We start from the raw sequence: 13,339 nt of genomic DNA on the forward strand, positions 1-13,339 counted from the left end.
TCACTTGAGGTTGGTCAGGGTCTGCATGAGATCATCGGACGCCGTGATGACCTTGCTGTTCATCTCGTAGGCACGCTGTGCCGTGATCAGGCTGGTGATCTCGGTCACGACGTTGACGTTCGAACCCTCTACGAAGCCCTGCATGACGCTGCCGAATCCCGCGGCACTCGGATTGCCGTTGGTCGGACTTCCCGAAGCCGTCGTCTGCAGCAACAGGTTGTCGCCCTGCGCATCGAGACCCGCCTCGTTCGGAAATACCGCAAGCTGGATCTGTCCGACAGTCGATGCGGCAGTCTGCCCGGCGATCGTCACCTGAACCTGACCCGAGCCATTGATGGTGACGCTCTGCGCATTGGCTGGCACCGTAATCCCGGGGGCTACGGAATAGCCGTCGGACGTCACGATCGTGCCGTCAGCGGCCAGTGCAAACGTTCCGTCACGGGTGTAGGCGGTATCCCCGGACGGCAAGGTAACCTGGAAATAGCCGTTGCCCTGGATTGCCAGGTCGAGGCTGTTGCTGGTCTGCTGCAGCGTTCCCTGCTCGCTGATGCGATAGATCGCGGCGGTCTTGACGCCGAGGCCGATCTGCGCACCCGACGGCACAACCGATCCGCTATCGGAACTGTTCGAACCTACGCGGCGTAGGTTCTGATACATCAGATCCTGGAACTCTGCCCTGCGCCGTTTGTACCCAGTTGTTGTCATGTTCGCGATGTTGTTCGATATGACCTCCACGTTGGTCTGCTGTGCCTGCATCCCGGTGCCGGCAATATCAAGTGCGCGCATGTCCTACTCCTGCCTGCCGACCGATGCGCTGAGCCTGCTCAACTCTGCGTCTGGGTAATCTTGTCGATGCTGTTCTGCTGGCGCTCATTCTCGCTCTGCACGAACTGCGTCACGAACTGGAAGTCGCGCTCGGTCTGCATCATGGTGGTGAGCTCCGAGATCGGCTGCACGTTGCTCGACTCGATGGCACCCTGGACGATCTTTGGCTGAGCGACCGGCTGCGGCGGGACTGTGCTGCGGAACAGCTTGCCTCCCTCCGGCGTCAAGCCATTGAGGTCGGTCACGTCGACGACCCCGACCTTGCCGATCTGGCCGCTGGCGCCACTGATGGTCCCGTCGGCCGCGATCTGTATCTTGCTGTCTCCCGGCGGTAGCTGAATCGGGCTTCCGCCGCTATCGAGCAGGCTGTTGCCTGCACTGTCGACCACCGTGCCGTCTGCCTGCAGGGCAAAGCTGCCGGAGCGGGTCAACCGTACGCCTGACGGCGTCTGGACCGAGAAGAAGCCGTTGCCGCCTAGTGCTAGATCGAGTGGGTTGCCGGTCTGGGTAAGCGACCCTGCGGTGTGATCGCGATAGGTCGCCCGGTCCTGGGTGAAGGCAAGGACACGGCCGCCGGGCGCGACGTCGGTATCCTTCTGCGAGACGAGGTAGTCGCTGAACAGGACGCGCTCGGTCTTGTAGCCAGCGGTGTTGGCGTTCGCCATGTTGGACGCAATAACATCCATCGTGCGTTGCTGGGCATCCAGCCGGGACAGCGCGATGTAGGTTGGATTTTCCATGATGAGACCTTTCGCGAGGCCTCATCCTGCTCCGTAAACCCTACCAAATGGTTAGCGGGCGCCGATCCGGGTGGGGAACGACTACACACCAGTTCTTAACCTGTCGGGCGCATGCTTCGGAAACCAGCGGAACGGCCTCAGGCCTTGCTGTTCGCGATCATCCCAGGAAGGCAGTGATGAGCAAGGCCGCCACTACAGAGGAGCTTGAGGTCACCGAACCGGGGACCAAGAAATCCGGCAAGAAAAAGCTACTCCTACTTGTAGCTGTAGTCATCCTTGTTGCAGCCATAATCGCCGGTCTGTGGTTCTCTGGCCTTCTTCCTCATCTGCTCGGAGGCGGCAAGGCCAAGCACGAAGTCGCGGCGGTCAACGAGAAACCGTCATTGCTGGATGTGGCAGACGTCGTGACAAACCTCGACACCGGCACGCATCGTGCGGTCTTCGTCAAGCTGCGCGCCAAGATCGAGATCGCACATATGGCTGACGCGGCCGCGGTGACCAGCAACATGCCCCGCATCCTTGATGCTTTCCAGACCTACCTGCGCAGCACGAGGCCGGAAGAGTTGCATGGCGGCGAGGGGACGTATCGCCTGCGGGAGGCCCTGATCAACCGCATCGACAGCATCGTGGCGCCGGTCCAGATCCTGGACGTGCTGTTCGTCGAGGTCCTGATCCAATGAGCGATGACGACGACGCGCTCGCCGCCGCCTGGGGTGCCGAGACCGAGGAGGATGCGACAGCCGGCGACGCCGAGGTCGAGGCCGCCAGCGCCGGCGCTGCGCTTCCAAGCGAGCCCGCAAGGATCCTGAACCAGGCGGAAATCGACTCGCTACTCGGTTTTGGCGACGTAGCCGGGGACGATACCGGCGAGAGCGGGATCCAGCGTATCATCAGCTCGGGTCTTGTCTCGTACGAGCGCCTGCCGATGCTGGAGATCGTCTTCGACCGGCTCGTCCGGATCATGTCGACCAGCCTCAGGAACTTCACCAGCGACAACGTCGAGGTGTCGATCGACAACGTCGTATCGCTTCGCTTCGGCGACTACCTCAACTCCGTGCCGCTACCGGCCATGTTCGCCGTCTTCAAGGCAGAGGAGTGGGAAAACTACGGCCTGATGGTCATCGACTCCGCGATGATCTACTCGATCGTTGATGTGCTGCTCGGAGGCAGGCGCGGCACGGCCGCGATGCGGATCGAGGGCCGGCCGTACACCACGATCGAGCGCATGCTCGTCGAGCGGCTGATCAGGGTCGTACTCGCCGACCTGTCCGCCAGTTTCGATCCGCTCTGCTCGATCAGCTTTCGGTTCGAAAGATTGGAGGTCAACTCGCGCTTTGCAGCGATCTCCCGGCTGTCGAACGCCGCGGTCCTGGCGAAGCTGCACATCGATATGGAGGACCGGGGCGGATGCATGGAACTGCTGCTGCCCTATGCCACACTCGAGCCGGTGCGCGAGCTGCTGCTGCAGCAGTTCATGGGCGAGAAGTTCGGTCGAGACTCGATCTGGGAAACCCATCTCGCCGAGGAGCTCTGGAGCACCGAAGTCGATCTGGACGTAGTGCTCGATGAACAGCTCATGCGGCTGTCCGATGTGATTGCCCTCAAGCCGGGGGACCAGTTCACTCTCCGGCACGGCCCCGATGCGCCGGTGCAGCTCCGCTGCGGCCCTGTCACGCTGTTCGAAGGACGCGTCGGTCGGCGCAAGAACCGGATTGCGGTGCGGATCGATCAGGTGCTTGGGCGGCCGCAGAATGCCGCCGACCCAGCCAGCCTCCGCAGGGTCTGAAATGGAAGCGGGATGACCAACATGCAAACGATGCTTGACGCGCTGTTGATCGGGCTCCTGGTCATGGTGCTGTTTCACGCGGTGCGACTGGAGCGGGCGCTCGGAGTGCTGCGGCGGGACCGGGCGGAATTGGAGAAGCTCGTGCTGGGCTTCAACGAGAGTACCCGTCAGGCGGAGGGCAGCATCGAGCGGCTGCGAACGGTAGCAGACGGCGCCGGGCGGCAGATCGCCAGGCATGTCGAACAGGCGAAGATCCTGAAGAACGATCTCGGCTTCCTGACCGAGCGCGGCGAGAAGCTGGCCGATCAGCTCGATGGGCTGGTCAGGAAAGGGCGTCCGCCGACGGTGGCGGTGGCGGCCGATCCCGTCCGGACGCCGGTCCTGCAAGCGATTGCGAGTGAGCCGGTCCTGGCCGAGGAAAGCCGGGTTCGCAGCCAGGCTGAGAAAGAACTCCTCCGTGCCCTCCGTATGGCGCGGTGAAGACCATGAAACTCCGGGCTTCTCCTCCACGCCTGCTGCCTATGACGATCGTTGTGATGGCGATGTTGCTGTCTGCCAAGGTGGTGACGTTCGCCAGCGAGGCGAAGGCGGCTCTCGATGGCCCCGCAGCGTCGAGCCCGGCGGCGCCTCCTAAGGTTGCCGCGGCGAAGTCTGGCGGAGCCAATCCGGTCGCGGCCGTAGGTATCGCACCCGGCGGCAGCGGGAAGACGACGCCGGCGGTCGAGGTCGATGCCACAGAACGTGCATTGCTGCAGGAGCTACGGCAGCGCAGCGAACAGCTGGATGCGCGGGAGCGTAAAATCAACGATCGCAAGACAGTCATCGAGGCGGCGGAGGCAAAGCTCGAGACCAGGATCGATCGGCTTGCCAGCCTGCAGAGCAGTCTCGAGGAGCTGGACGGGGCACGCAAGCAGCGACAGAGCGCGAACTGGAGCGGACTGGTCAAGGTCTACGAAGCGATGAAGCCGCGTGACGCAGCGGCGATATTCGACGTGCTGGACATCCATGTCCTGCTCGAGGTGCTCGACAGAATGAACGAGCGCAAGGCGGCGGCTGTGCTTGCCGCAATGCAGCCAGAGCGGGCAAGGATGGCAACGCAGATGCTGGCGCAGATGCGCACCAGACAAGACGTGCCGGAGCCACAACAGGTCTCTTCCAACAACAAGTAGTTAATCAAGGCAGGAATAATCATGTCGATGGACAAATCAATGAACGTCTTGATCGTTGATGACTACAAGACGATGCTCAGGATCATTCGCAACCTGTTGAAGCAGATCGACTTCAACAATGTCGAAGAGGCGATGGATGGCGGCGAGGCGCTGAGCAAGCTCAGGGTGGGCAACTACGGCCTGGTGATCAGCGACTGGAACATGCAGCCGATGACGGGCCTGGAGCTCCTCACCGAGGTTCGCAAGGACACGCGCCTGAAGACGCTTCCGTTCATCATGATCACGGCCGAGAGCAAGACCGAGAACGTCGTGGCTGCCAAGCAGGCGGGTGTTTCGAACTATATCGTGAAGCCGTTCAACGCCGAGACCCTGAAGGGCAAGATCGAGAAGGTATTGGGCAATGCATGACGTGCAGAACCTTGCCGATCGACTGGTCGACCTGAAACGGCGCTATCCCGTTGGCCAGCCGGATTTGGTGACCGACGTGGTGCTGGCGGTATTGGGCAGCATGACGGGGGACATCAGTCATCGCGAAACCGCGCTTCTGCATGAGATCGGCGCCCTGGGCGAGGCGGTGGCAACGGCCCGGCTGGAGATCGCGGCCCTCAAGGTCGACGATATCACCGTCAGCTACATCCCCTGTGCTACCGATGAGCTGGATGCAATCGTGTCGCATACCGCTGCTGCGACGGAGTCTATTCTCGAGGCCTGCGAGACCCTCGACATGCTCGGCGATACCTTGGAGGGCGAGGCTGCCCGCAAGCTGCAGGATGCAACCAGCAAGATCTACGAGTCCTGCAGCTTCCAGGACATTACAGGACAGCGGATCACCAAGGTCGTGTCGACACTGAAGACGATCGAGACGACGATCGCGCGCATCGTGATGACGTTCGGCAAGGCGTCCATCACGGCGTCCACATCGTCGCCGGTCGTCGAGGGTGACGGCCTGCTGAATGGCCCGCAACTGGCGCGCAGTGCAATGGACCAATCCGATGTCGACAAGCTGCTGGCGAGCTTCGACTGAAATCTGCTTGACACGCAAGTTCATCTCGGGGGCGTTGGCAGCTATCGTCGTCCTGCTGGCAATCGGCGCAAGTGGGCGGACTTGCCTTGCCAGCACGCGGCGCGCGCAAGTCTCAGTCTCGGAACAGGATGACGGCAGCGTATTGACAGTGCGTCTGCGGTCAGTCGGAGCCTTCTCGCTAATCCAGCAGGATGGTCATGTTGTCCTGCGTGCCATGGGTGAGACCCTTGTACAGCCTGCGGTGGACAAGACGCGCAGCATGAGCCGGATCACGGTCACCGGAGGCCTGCTGCGCTTTGACATCGGCAAGTCGAACCGGGTGGTGGTGAGCCACGCCGGTGAGGAACTGCTTCTCAAGGTGGTTCCGGAGGCCGGTCCAGTGCCCTTGGCGACCGATAACACCGCGATGCTGCCTGGACTTCCGGTTCCTCTGGTGGCGATCGTGGAAGGTGAGCGCCCGGCTGGTCCGCCGCCCTCGCCGCAGCCGGGAGTTGCCTCTTCGCCGGATCAGTCCAGCCGGGTAAGCCCAACAGAGCAGTTACCAACAGCAGGATCCGCCTTCCTGCGCGCCACCCTGGTGGATGGCGCCAGCTTCGGGCTCGGTGGGGGCCCCGGTCTGTTGCTGCCGTTCGAGAAGGGAGTCGGGGCAGCCGCCTTCGCGAGCGGCTCCGACACTGTGGTCGTCTTCGATGCGGCGCGGATACTGGATCTGTCCCAGGTCTCGCGCGAGAAGCTCGCGACCGGGGCCAGCATCGGATTGCTGCCCGAGGCGACACTCCTGACGCTCCCGGACCGGGATGCGTCGCAACTCCTGCTGCAGCGGGTTCCGGCCGGCTGGTTGCTGCAGACTGCGCCTGCGGACCGCAAGACTGTCCCGATCGAACCGGTCCTCTATGACAAGAACCTGCGTCTTCCCGTCTCGAGCCCCGGTCGGGTGGTGATCGTGCCCGATCCTCATACGGGGGATAACCTGCTGGTCGGGACCGTTCGATCCGGGGCCGAGGCGTTCGAACATGCCCGCAGGGGACATGCCTACACGATAGATGCAACCACCCTCGGAGTGGTCATTTCACCGCTCTCCGACCGGATCGAGATGCGACCGACGCGATCGGCCTTCCTTGTTTCTGGACTGGACCCGCCGGCGCTTGCTTTGCCGCCTGGCGGCGAGGACGTGCAGCTTCTACCGGACGCTACCGGTGCTCGCATCCTGCTGCTGCGCCGCGGGACACGGGAGACGCTGTATCGCCGCTTGAAGCAGGCTGTCGCCGCCGCTGCCGCCGCGCCCGCCGGTAGCCGGTTCAAGCAACGTCTGGTGGCTGCCGAAGCCGCCTTGTCCCTGGGTGACGCGGCGGAGGCCTTCACCCTGGCGCAGGTGGGAGTGGCGGACGATGCGAGGCAGGCCTGCGCCCGGCTGACACGGATCGTGCGTCTGGCCGCAAGCGTGCTGGACCGCCAGCCGGAGGAGGATGATTGTCCGAGCGACCCAGGCTACACCGACAGTCCGGAAGTGGCAGTCTGGCACGGGATCAGCCTGGCGCGCGCTGATCCGGCACGTGCCGACGCAGCACGGCTGCTCGCGGCGAACATGGCGCTGCTGCAGAGCTATCCGCAGCCGCTGTTGTCAGTTCTGCTACCAGTCGTTGCGGAATCCCTGGTGGGAGGTGGCAACGATCCCGAGGCGGCGCTGGTAGAAAAGCTCCCCGACGGAGCGTCGGTCGCCTATGCGAAGGCAATTCTTGCGGTGCGTCGAGGTCACGATCGCGACGCCGCGACGGCGCTGAAGAAACTCACTTCCGATCTCGACCTGCGGATCGCCGACCTGGCGACCGAGAAGCTTGTTGCCTTGCGCCTTCACGACGGCGACATCACGGCCGCGAAGGCGGCGGACATTCTGGACAGCCACCTCCTGGACGCACGGATCGCTGGTCAAGAGCTTCCAACCCGCCTCGACCTCGCCGACCTGAGGGTGCAGGCGCAGCAGTGGGGCGAGGCGCTGGTGCTGCTGCGCGAGACCGCCGCGCTGTTTCCCGAGCAGCAGGATGCCATCAGGGTGCGTGCCGGCGAGGTGCTGAGACAGCTCGCGGCAGCGCCGGCAGGGACGGGGTCCGATAACGCTTTCAAGGAAGCTGCCATGATCGAGGCCAACATGGATCTGGTGCCGAAGGGACCGGATGGCGAGCGCCTCGCGCAATATCTGGTTGATCGGCTCGGTGAGCTGGATCTGCCGGCGCAGGCTGTTCCGCTGGTCAGGACGTTGATGAGTGCGGCCAAGCCCGGACTGGAGAAAGCTAAGCTCGGGGCCAAGCTCGCCAGCCTCGATCTTCAGCGTGACGATCTAAGCGGTCTGCGCCAGGCACTACAGGACTCCGATGGAGCGGATCTTCCCTTGGATGTCGTCGAGCAGCGCCGGATGCTGCTGGCGCGAGGGCTCGCGGCTGACGATCGCGTTGACGAGGCGCTGGCTGAAGTGAAGGATCTGACATCGGCGGCGGCGCTGGATCTGGCGGCAGAGTTGCTGATGAAGCAGGGAAAGTGGCGCGACGCCGCTGCCAAACTGTCGAAACTGTCTGATCTTTCGATATCGGCCACCGGACCGCTTTCGCACGAACAACAGGATCTTCTACTCAGGCTCGCGTCCGCCGCCTCCCGCGCAGGCGACGTTCTGCGCCAGGCGCAGGTCCGCAATGCTGTGCAGGGACGCCTGACCGATCCCGATACCGTGGCGCTCTTCCAGTTGCTGACCGCAGCCGACCAGCCACCTGACGCCGGTGAGGATCTGGCGGCGCTCCATCGCATGACGGTTGCGGTCAAAGCGCTTGGTAAATAGGCGGAAGGAACCGCCTAATCGCACATCGGTCTTAGAAAGGGCTTGCGTCAGGGGGCGGTAGGACCTATTTCCCGCCGCTCTTGGCCCAAGGGGGCGATTTCGCCCAACAGGCCGTCTACTGGTTCGGGGGTACGTGATGAACGCACTTGCTCAACTGGGGATGGTCTCGGATTCTCCGAGCAATAACCAGATTTCAACTGCTTCCTCCTGCGAGGATGCGGATTGTAAAGACTATTTCGTCGAAAAGGACGGAATGAAGTTTGCCGGCATGCATCTGCTGGTCGACCTTTGGGATGCCAAGAATCTTGGAGACCCTGCTGTCATCGATCGGACGCTCTGCGAGGCCGCGGTCACCGCCGGTGCCACGATCCTGCACAGTCATTTCCACCATTTCACACCAAATGGTGGAGTTTCCGGCGTAGTGGTGCTCGCCGAGAGCCACATCTCGATCCACACCTGGCCGGAGCGGGGCTTTGCCGCCGTCGACATATTCATGTGCGGCGCCTGTGATCCGCATCTCGCGATCCCGGTTCTGCAGCGTACGTTCCAGGCCGCGCGTATCGATCTCGATGAACAGAGGCGTGGTCGCGTCTTCTGAGACGGCCTGCCTACGCCTGACTTGAACCTGTCACGGGCCGGTTCAAGCTTTATTCTTTGAGTGGAAGCGGTTCGGACGAAGGCCGGGGTCAACCCGGCCTTTTTTCTGGCGTCGGCCGATAACCGATACGTCCGGACGCTCTCGCCCGTTGGGTGACCCGAACGAATGCAAGCAGGGACCAAGCCATGACGGAAGCTGTCTGGATCAACGAGAGCCTGTACGAAGCTTGGGGACAGCGGTTCCGTGTTCTTCACGAGCTTGCCCGGGTCAGGACCCCATACCAGGACATCGTCGTCTTCGAGAGCGAGACGCATGGCCGTGTACTGGTTCTGGACGGCGTCATACAGATCACCGAGCGCGATGAGTTCGTCTATCAGGAGATGCTGGCGCACGTTCCCCTGCTCGGGCATCCCGATCCCCGGAACGTCCTGATCATTGGCGCCGGGGATGGCGGGGTGCTGCGCAGGGTATTGCAACACCGTACCGTGACGCGTGCCGTCATGGTCGAGATCGATGGCGAAGTGATCCGGCTCTCGAAGGAGTTTCTTCCCAACATTGCCGGCGAGGCCTGGCAGGATCCCCGGGGCGATGTGATCATCGGGGACGGCATCGACTATGTCGTGCGCGCACCCGCCGCGAGCTTCGACGTGATCATCGTGGACAGTACCGACCCGGTAGGCGTCGGCGAGGTCCTGTTCACCGACGAGTTCTACGAGAATTGCGCGCGCGTGCTGACGGCCGACGGTATCATCGTCAACCAGTGCGGCGTTCCGTTCATGCAGTCCGATGAATTGCGTGAGACAAGCGAGCGTCGCGCTCGCTTCTTTCCCCACGTTTCAGCCTATGTCGCGGCGGTGCCAACCTATGTCGGTGGTTTCATGACGCTTGGTGTCGCCTCGAAGGGCCATGGTATCGAGACGGACGCAACAGTACTTCGCAAGCGGGCCACCCGGGCCGGGATCCTGGGCACCACTCGCTACTGGTCGCCCGAAGTGCAGGCGGCAGCGTTTGTGCTGCCGCCATACATCGCCAAGTGCCTGCCCGGCTGACGGAACGAGGCTGGCCTTACAGCCGGCCGCGCTCGTCCCGCTCGGCTGCCCGGTTGGCATGATCGGGTCCGGTTACGTCCTCGCCGCCCTGCTCGAGCGGGCGCAGGCGTTCGATATCCGGACCTGACTGCCTGCTATCCGTCGAACTGCCACCCTCGACGTTGCCGCTTCCGGCCCGGGTGCCGCCGAAGCGATCGGCGCCACCCGCATCCGGTGCATCCGGCTTCTTGTGGTTACCGGTGTCCTGCTGACCATCGCTGTGCTGGACGCCGTCCTCGGTATGCGGCTGCTTCATCGGGCATCTCCTGTTGCGGGAGATGAACGTGGCACCTCCCCGGCGGTTCAGGCTTCCCGGGCTACTCGATCAGCCGGTGGCGAAGCTCTGCACCAGGCTGCCGGCGATCATGTGCCAGCCATCGATCAGCACGAAGAAGATCAGCTTGAACGGCAACGATATGGCGCTTGGTGGCAGCATCATCATGCCGAGGCTCATCAGGACGCTGGAGACCACGATGTCGATCACCAGGAACGGCATGTAGAGCAGGAAGCCCATCTCGAACCCGCGCCGCAGTTCGCCGATCATGAAGGCCGGCACCAGGGCGCGCCACGGCGTATCGGCAGCCACCGGAGGTGGAGGAAGGTGGGCGATGTCGAGGAACAGGGTCAGGTCGGGCGGCCTGACATTGAGCAGCATGAAATGGCGGAAGGGCTCGGCGGCTGCCTTTGCCCCTTCGATCTCGCCGATCTGGCCCGCCAGCATGGGCGCGATCCCGGTGCTCCAGGCGCGGTCCAGCGTCGGCTGCATCACGAAGAAGGTCAGGAACAGCGTCAGGCCGATGATCACCGTGTTCGGTGGGGTGCCCTGCGCCCCCAGCGCGCCTCGCAGCAGCGACAGCACTATGACGATCCGGGTGAAGGCGGTCACCATGACCAGCAGGCTCGGGGCCAGGGATAGCAGCGTGATGACGGCGGTCAGCTGGAACAGCCGCCCGGTGGCGCCCGCCGCGCCGGCCTGGCCGAGATCGATGCTGACCGATTGCGCCTCTGACGGCACCGCCCCGATTGCCAGCGTGATCGCGACCACAAGCGCCGACATCAGCAGCCGCAGTCCGTCGCGCCACCGGATGGGTGTCAAGACGAGGGGTTCCGGGGCGGCGGCGGCGCCTCGGCTGGCAGCCAGCCGAGCATGACGTCGTTCGCGCCGCCGCTGAGCAGCAGCAGCCGGTGCCCGTCGCATTCGACCAGGCTGAGCCGGCGTCGCCCGTCTATCGCCAGCGACGCCCGCACCGCGAGCATCGTCTGCGCCTTGCCGCGCCGGGCGAGGTGCCCGGTCAGCCGGGTGCCGTGGCGGACCAGCAGGATCATGACGATGACCGCCGCAAGCCCGGAGCCGATCGTCAGCAGGTCGTGGATGGACATCCCGCCGCCTCCTGCAGGGATTGCAGCAATACGGTGACGCGTTCCACATCGGCCCGTACCGCCAGCAGGCACGGCCGGGAGAGCACCCGCTTATCTGCATGGTGAGCGGATGCCCGCTCGCGGAGCCGTCCGATTTCTATTGGCGGCCCATCGAGGCGGATGTCTTGCCCTGCCGGAAACATGGCGTGGCTGGCCGCCGAGGTCGGAACAGGCGCCTGCGCGGGCATCTCGACCTTGGATGGCGTGCCGCCGGACGTTCTTGCCGGCCGGGCAGGCTCATGGCGTTGCAACATCCAGCCAGTATGACATGCCGGCGCATCCATTGCGATATCGATCCGTGTAGAGGCATGTCACCTCCGTTAACGAATTATAAGGAGGTGTCTGCAATGTTGCGGCTGTAGGGGGGAAGGCGCTGTATCATGACATCCGGATCGGGCGACCTGTTCTCCCTTGCGGAGCGCAAGCTGGACTGGCTGGAGGACCGGCAGCGTGTGCTGGCGCGCAACGTCGCCAACGCCAATACGCCGAACTTCGAGCCGAGCGACGAGCGTCCGTTCGAGGCCGCGCTGTCGGGCTTCATGGTGGCGCCGGTGCGCACCAACGCGATGCATCTCGGAGGGACCGACAACGCGTTCGGCACGATCAAGGTGCCGGGCCACGAGCGATCGCCGGATGGCAACCGTGTCTCCGTGGAAGACGAGCTGACCAAGGTTGCCGAGACCGACAACCAGCAGCGCCTGGTGACCAATATCTACAGCAAGTACATGGCGATGTTCTCGACGGCGCTGGGCAAGGGCTGATCGGAAGATGGACATCTCCAAGGCGCTCGATATCTCCTCGGCCGGCATGGAGGCGCAGACCAGCCGCTTGCGCGTCATCGCCGAGAACCTCGCCAACCAGGATACCACCGGCTCGGCGCCGGGAGCGGATCCGTATCGGCGCAAGACGGTGACGTTCGCCGAGGTGCTCGATCCCGCAACCGGGGCGCAGACGGTGTCGGTCAAGCGGATCGGCAAGGACATGACTGACTTCACCATGAAGTACGACCCGTCGCATCCGGCGGCGAACGCCCAGGGATACGTCAAGATGCCCAACGTCAACAGCTTCGTGGAACTGATGGACATGCGCGAGGCCGAGCGCTCGTACAGCGCCAACCTGAATGTCATGCAGGTGACGCGCTCGATGCTGACGCGGACGATCGACATGCTGAAATGAGCGGCGATCCTTTCTCGCTGAGCGCATCGAGCGCGGTCAGCGCCTATGCCCGCGTGCAGGGCGGCACGTCACCCGTCGGTGTCGACGAAGGCGATGACGGCGCCTCCGCCGACGGTCTCTCGAGCTTCGGCGCAACGCTGGAGCGGGCGATGCACGGCGTCGTGGAGAGCGGCCAGCAGGCGGACCTGCAGTCTGCGAAGGGGATCGCCGGCGAGGCGAGCATCACCGATGTGGTGACCGCGGTGTCGCGTGCGCAACTCGCGCTGCAATCCACCGTGGCGATACGCGATCGCGTCGTGCAGGCCTATCAAGACGTCATGAAGATGCAAATCTAGCAGGCTGCGTTCCCGGACAGATCCCGGTGCGCAGTCAACGGAGCCCCGCGATGCAGGAAGTCGATGTCGCGGTGGTGTTGCGCGACCTGTTTGTCGTGGTGCTGAAGCTTGCGGCACCCGGCCTGCTGACGGCGATGGGCGTGGGCCTGGTGGTGTCGCTGATCCAGGCGGTCACCCAGATCAACGAAAGCACGCTCGCCTTCGTGCCGAAGGTGCTGGCGCTGGGTGCTGCGCTGATGCTCGCCGGCCCGTTCATGTACGCGACGCTGACCGACTTCACGCATGGGCTGCTCGACCGGCTGATCGCCGTGGGCGGCCAATGATGTCCCGGACGATCGCCGCGGTGGTGTAT

The 13,339-nt window shown here is 63.8% G+C and carries 18 protein-coding genes; 13 read left to right on the forward strand and 5 right to left on the reverse strand.

The window, feature by feature from the left end:
* A complete protein-coding gene (gene flgG / locus FE263_RS06710) occupies nucleotides 1–786 on the reverse strand; it encodes a flagellar basal-body rod protein FlgG (protein ID WP_138325192.1) in 786 nt (261 codons plus the stop codon).
* A 38-nt stretch (nucleotides 787–824) separates the two neighbouring features.
* Complete coding sequence (flgF, locus tag FE263_RS06715) at nucleotides 825–1,565, reverse strand: flagellar basal-body rod protein FlgF (RefSeq protein WP_138325193.1); 741 nt, start codon at nucleotides 1,563–1,565, stop codon at nucleotides 825–827.
* 176 nt (nucleotides 1,566–1,741) lie between these two features.
* Here flgF and FE263_RS06720 point away from each other — a divergent pair, with 176 nt between their 5' ends.
* The 9 genes from FE263_RS06720 to speE all read left to right on the forward strand — a co-directional run bounded on the left by FE263_RS06720 (nucleotide 1,742) and on the right by speE (nucleotide 10,018).
* Nucleotides 1,742–2,245, forward strand: coding sequence for a flagellar basal body-associated FliL family protein (locus FE263_RS06720; protein ID WP_171033983.1), 504 nt, complete (start codon nucleotides 1,742–1,744; stop codon nucleotides 2,243–2,245).
* Nucleotides 2,246–2,370: 125 nt separating this feature from the next.
* Nucleotides 2,371–3,351: a flagellar motor switch protein FliM gene (gene fliM / locus FE263_RS06725; RefSeq protein ID WP_456306566.1), complete on the forward strand. Its 981-nt coding sequence runs from the start codon at nucleotides 2,371–2,373 to the stop codon at nucleotides 3,349–3,351.
* A 30-nt stretch (nucleotides 3,352–3,381) separates the two neighbouring features.
* Nucleotides 3,382–3,831 carry a DUF6468 domain-containing protein gene (locus FE263_RS06730; protein ID WP_138325197.1) on the forward strand — a complete coding sequence of 150 codons (450 nt, stop codon included), beginning with the start codon at nucleotides 3,382–3,384 and terminating at the stop codon, nucleotides 3,829–3,831.
* Nucleotides 3,832–3,887: 56 nt separating this feature from the next.
* Nucleotides 3,888–4,520, forward strand: coding sequence for a MotE family protein (locus FE263_RS06735; RefSeq protein WP_138325198.1), 633 nt, complete (start codon nucleotides 3,888–3,890; stop codon nucleotides 4,518–4,520).
* Nucleotides 4,521–4,541: 21 nt separating this feature from the next.
* A complete protein-coding gene (locus tag FE263_RS06740) occupies nucleotides 4,542–4,928 on the forward strand; it encodes a response regulator (RefSeq protein WP_138325200.1) in 387 nt (128 codons plus the stop codon).
* Nucleotides 4,921–5,544, forward strand: a complete 624-nt coding sequence (locus FE263_RS06745) for a protein phosphatase CheZ (RefSeq protein ID WP_138325201.1) — start codon at nucleotides 4,921–4,923, stop codon at nucleotides 5,542–5,544. The genes FE263_RS06740 and FE263_RS06745 overlap by 8 nt, the downstream gene beginning before the upstream one ends.
* A gap of 7 nt (nucleotides 5,545–5,551) precedes the next feature.
* Nucleotides 5,552–8,371 carry a hypothetical protein gene (locus tag FE263_RS06750; protein WP_138325202.1) on the forward strand — a complete coding sequence of 940 codons (2,820 nt, stop codon included), beginning with the start codon at nucleotides 5,552–5,554 and terminating at the stop codon, nucleotides 8,369–8,371.
* A 136-nt stretch (nucleotides 8,372–8,507) separates the two neighbouring features.
* Nucleotides 8,508–8,969, forward strand: coding sequence for an adenosylmethionine decarboxylase (gene speD, locus FE263_RS06755; RefSeq protein WP_138325204.1), 462 nt, complete (start codon nucleotides 8,508–8,510; stop codon nucleotides 8,967–8,969).
* A 185-nt stretch (nucleotides 8,970–9,154) separates the two neighbouring features.
* Nucleotides 9,155–10,018: a polyamine aminopropyltransferase gene (speE, locus tag FE263_RS06760; RefSeq protein ID WP_138325205.1), complete on the forward strand. Its 864-nt coding sequence runs from the start codon at nucleotides 9,155–9,157 to the stop codon at nucleotides 10,016–10,018.
* 16 nt (nucleotides 10,019–10,034) lie between these two features.
* Here the strand turns inward: speE and FE263_RS06765 are convergent, their stop codons facing one another.
* The 3 genes from FE263_RS06765 to FE263_RS06775 all read right to left on the reverse strand — a co-directional run bounded on the left by FE263_RS06765 (nucleotide 10,035) and on the right by FE263_RS06775 (nucleotide 11,437).
* Nucleotides 10,035–10,313: a hypothetical protein gene (locus tag FE263_RS06765; protein WP_138325206.1), complete on the reverse strand. Its 279-nt coding sequence runs from the start codon at nucleotides 10,311–10,313 to the stop codon at nucleotides 10,035–10,037.
* Nucleotides 10,314–10,382: 69 nt separating this feature from the next.
* Nucleotides 10,383–11,114, reverse strand: coding sequence for a flagellar type III secretion system pore protein FliP (gene fliP / locus FE263_RS06770; protein WP_138325677.1), 732 nt, complete (start codon nucleotides 11,112–11,114; stop codon nucleotides 10,383–10,385).
* A 35-nt stretch (nucleotides 11,115–11,149) separates the two neighbouring features.
* Nucleotides 11,150–11,437, reverse strand: coding sequence for a flagellar biosynthetic protein FliO (locus FE263_RS06775; RefSeq protein ID WP_138325208.1), 288 nt, complete (start codon nucleotides 11,435–11,437; stop codon nucleotides 11,150–11,152).
* A gap of 419 nt (nucleotides 11,438–11,856) precedes the next feature.
* Here FE263_RS06775 and FE263_RS06780 point away from each other — a divergent pair, with 419 nt between their 5' ends.
* From FE263_RS06780 to FE263_RS06795, 4 genes are read left to right on the forward strand one after another with little or no spacing between them, the layout of a single operon-like run.
* Nucleotides 11,857–12,237 carry a flagellar basal body rod protein FlgB gene (locus tag FE263_RS06780; RefSeq protein ID WP_138325209.1) on the forward strand — a complete coding sequence of 127 codons (381 nt, stop codon included), beginning with the start codon at nucleotides 11,857–11,859 and terminating at the stop codon, nucleotides 12,235–12,237.
* 7 nt (nucleotides 12,238–12,244) lie between these two features.
* Nucleotides 12,245–12,652: a flagellar basal body rod protein FlgC gene (gene flgC / locus FE263_RS06785; protein WP_138325210.1), complete on the forward strand. Its 408-nt coding sequence runs from the start codon at nucleotides 12,245–12,247 to the stop codon at nucleotides 12,650–12,652.
* Complete coding sequence (gene fliE, locus FE263_RS06790) at nucleotides 12,649–12,987, forward strand: flagellar hook-basal body complex protein FliE (RefSeq protein ID WP_138325212.1); 339 nt, start codon at nucleotides 12,649–12,651, stop codon at nucleotides 12,985–12,987. The genes flgC and fliE overlap by 4 nt, the downstream gene beginning before the upstream one ends.
* A 50-nt stretch (nucleotides 12,988–13,037) precedes the next feature.
* Complete coding sequence (locus FE263_RS06795) at nucleotides 13,038–13,310, forward strand: flagellar biosynthetic protein FliQ (protein WP_138325213.1); 273 nt, start codon at nucleotides 13,038–13,040, stop codon at nucleotides 13,308–13,310.
* Nucleotides 13,311–13,339: the final 29 nt, after the last annotated feature.

Source organism: Lichenicoccus roseus (assembly GCF_005844085.1).
Lineage (GTDB): Bacteria > Pseudomonadota > Alphaproteobacteria > Acetobacterales > Acetobacteraceae > Lichenicoccus > Lichenicoccus roseus.

What these genes read in the sequence shown, in the direction of transcription:
- FE263_RS06740 (WP_138325200.1), top strand. Translation starts at nt 4,542, where the DNA reads ATGTCGATGGACAAATCAATGAACGTCTTGATCGTTGATGACTACAAG.
- fliE (WP_138325212.1), top strand. Translation starts at nt 12,649, where the DNA reads ATGAGCGGCGATCCTTTCTCGCTGAGCGCATCGAGCGCGGTCAGCGCC.
- FE263_RS06730 (WP_138325197.1), top strand. Translation starts at nt 3,382, where the DNA reads ATGCTTGACGCGCTGTTGATCGGGCTCCTGGTCATGGTGCTGTTTCAC.
- flgC (WP_138325210.1), top strand. Translation starts at nt 12,245, where the DNA reads ATGGACATCTCCAAGGCGCTCGATATCTCCTCGGCCGGCATGGAGGCG.
- FE263_RS06745 (WP_138325201.1), top strand. Translation starts at nt 4,921, where the DNA reads ATGCATGACGTGCAGAACCTTGCCGATCGACTGGTCGACCTGAAACGG.
- flgG (WP_138325192.1), bottom strand. Translation starts at nt 786, where the DNA reads ATGCGCGCACTTGATATTGCCGGCACCGGGATGCAGGCACAGCAGACC.
- flgF (WP_138325193.1), bottom strand. Translation starts at nt 1,565, where the DNA reads ATGGAAAATCCAACCTACATCGCGCTGTCCCGGCTGGATGCCCAGCAA.
- FE263_RS06775 (WP_138325208.1), bottom strand. Translation starts at nt 11,437, where the DNA reads ATGTCCATCCACGACCTGCTGACGATCGGCTCCGGGCTTGCGGCGGTC.
- FE263_RS06720 (WP_171033983.1), top strand. Translation starts at nt 1,742, where the DNA reads ATGAGCAAGGCCGCCACTACAGAGGAGCTTGAGGTCACCGAACCGGGG.
- FE263_RS06780 (WP_138325209.1), top strand. Translation starts at nt 11,857, where the DNA reads ATGACATCCGGATCGGGCGACCTGTTCTCCCTTGCGGAGCGCAAGCTG.
- speE (WP_138325205.1), top strand. Translation starts at nt 9,155, where the DNA reads ATGACGGAAGCTGTCTGGATCAACGAGAGCCTGTACGAAGCTTGGGGA.
- FE263_RS06795 (WP_138325213.1), top strand. Translation starts at nt 13,038, where the DNA reads ATGCAGGAAGTCGATGTCGCGGTGGTGTTGCGCGACCTGTTTGTCGTG.
- FE263_RS06765 (WP_138325206.1), bottom strand. Translation starts at nt 10,313, where the DNA reads ATGAAGCAGCCGCATACCGAGGACGGCGTCCAGCACAGCGATGGTCAG.
- fliP (WP_138325677.1), bottom strand. Translation starts at nt 11,114, where the DNA reads ATGTCGGCGCTTGTGGTCGCGATCACGCTGGCAATCGGGGCGGTGCCG.
- FE263_RS06735 (WP_138325198.1), top strand. Translation starts at nt 3,888, where the DNA reads ATGGCGATGTTGCTGTCTGCCAAGGTGGTGACGTTCGCCAGCGAGGCG.
- speD (WP_138325204.1), top strand. Translation starts at nt 8,508, where the DNA reads ATGAACGCACTTGCTCAACTGGGGATGGTCTCGGATTCTCCGAGCAAT.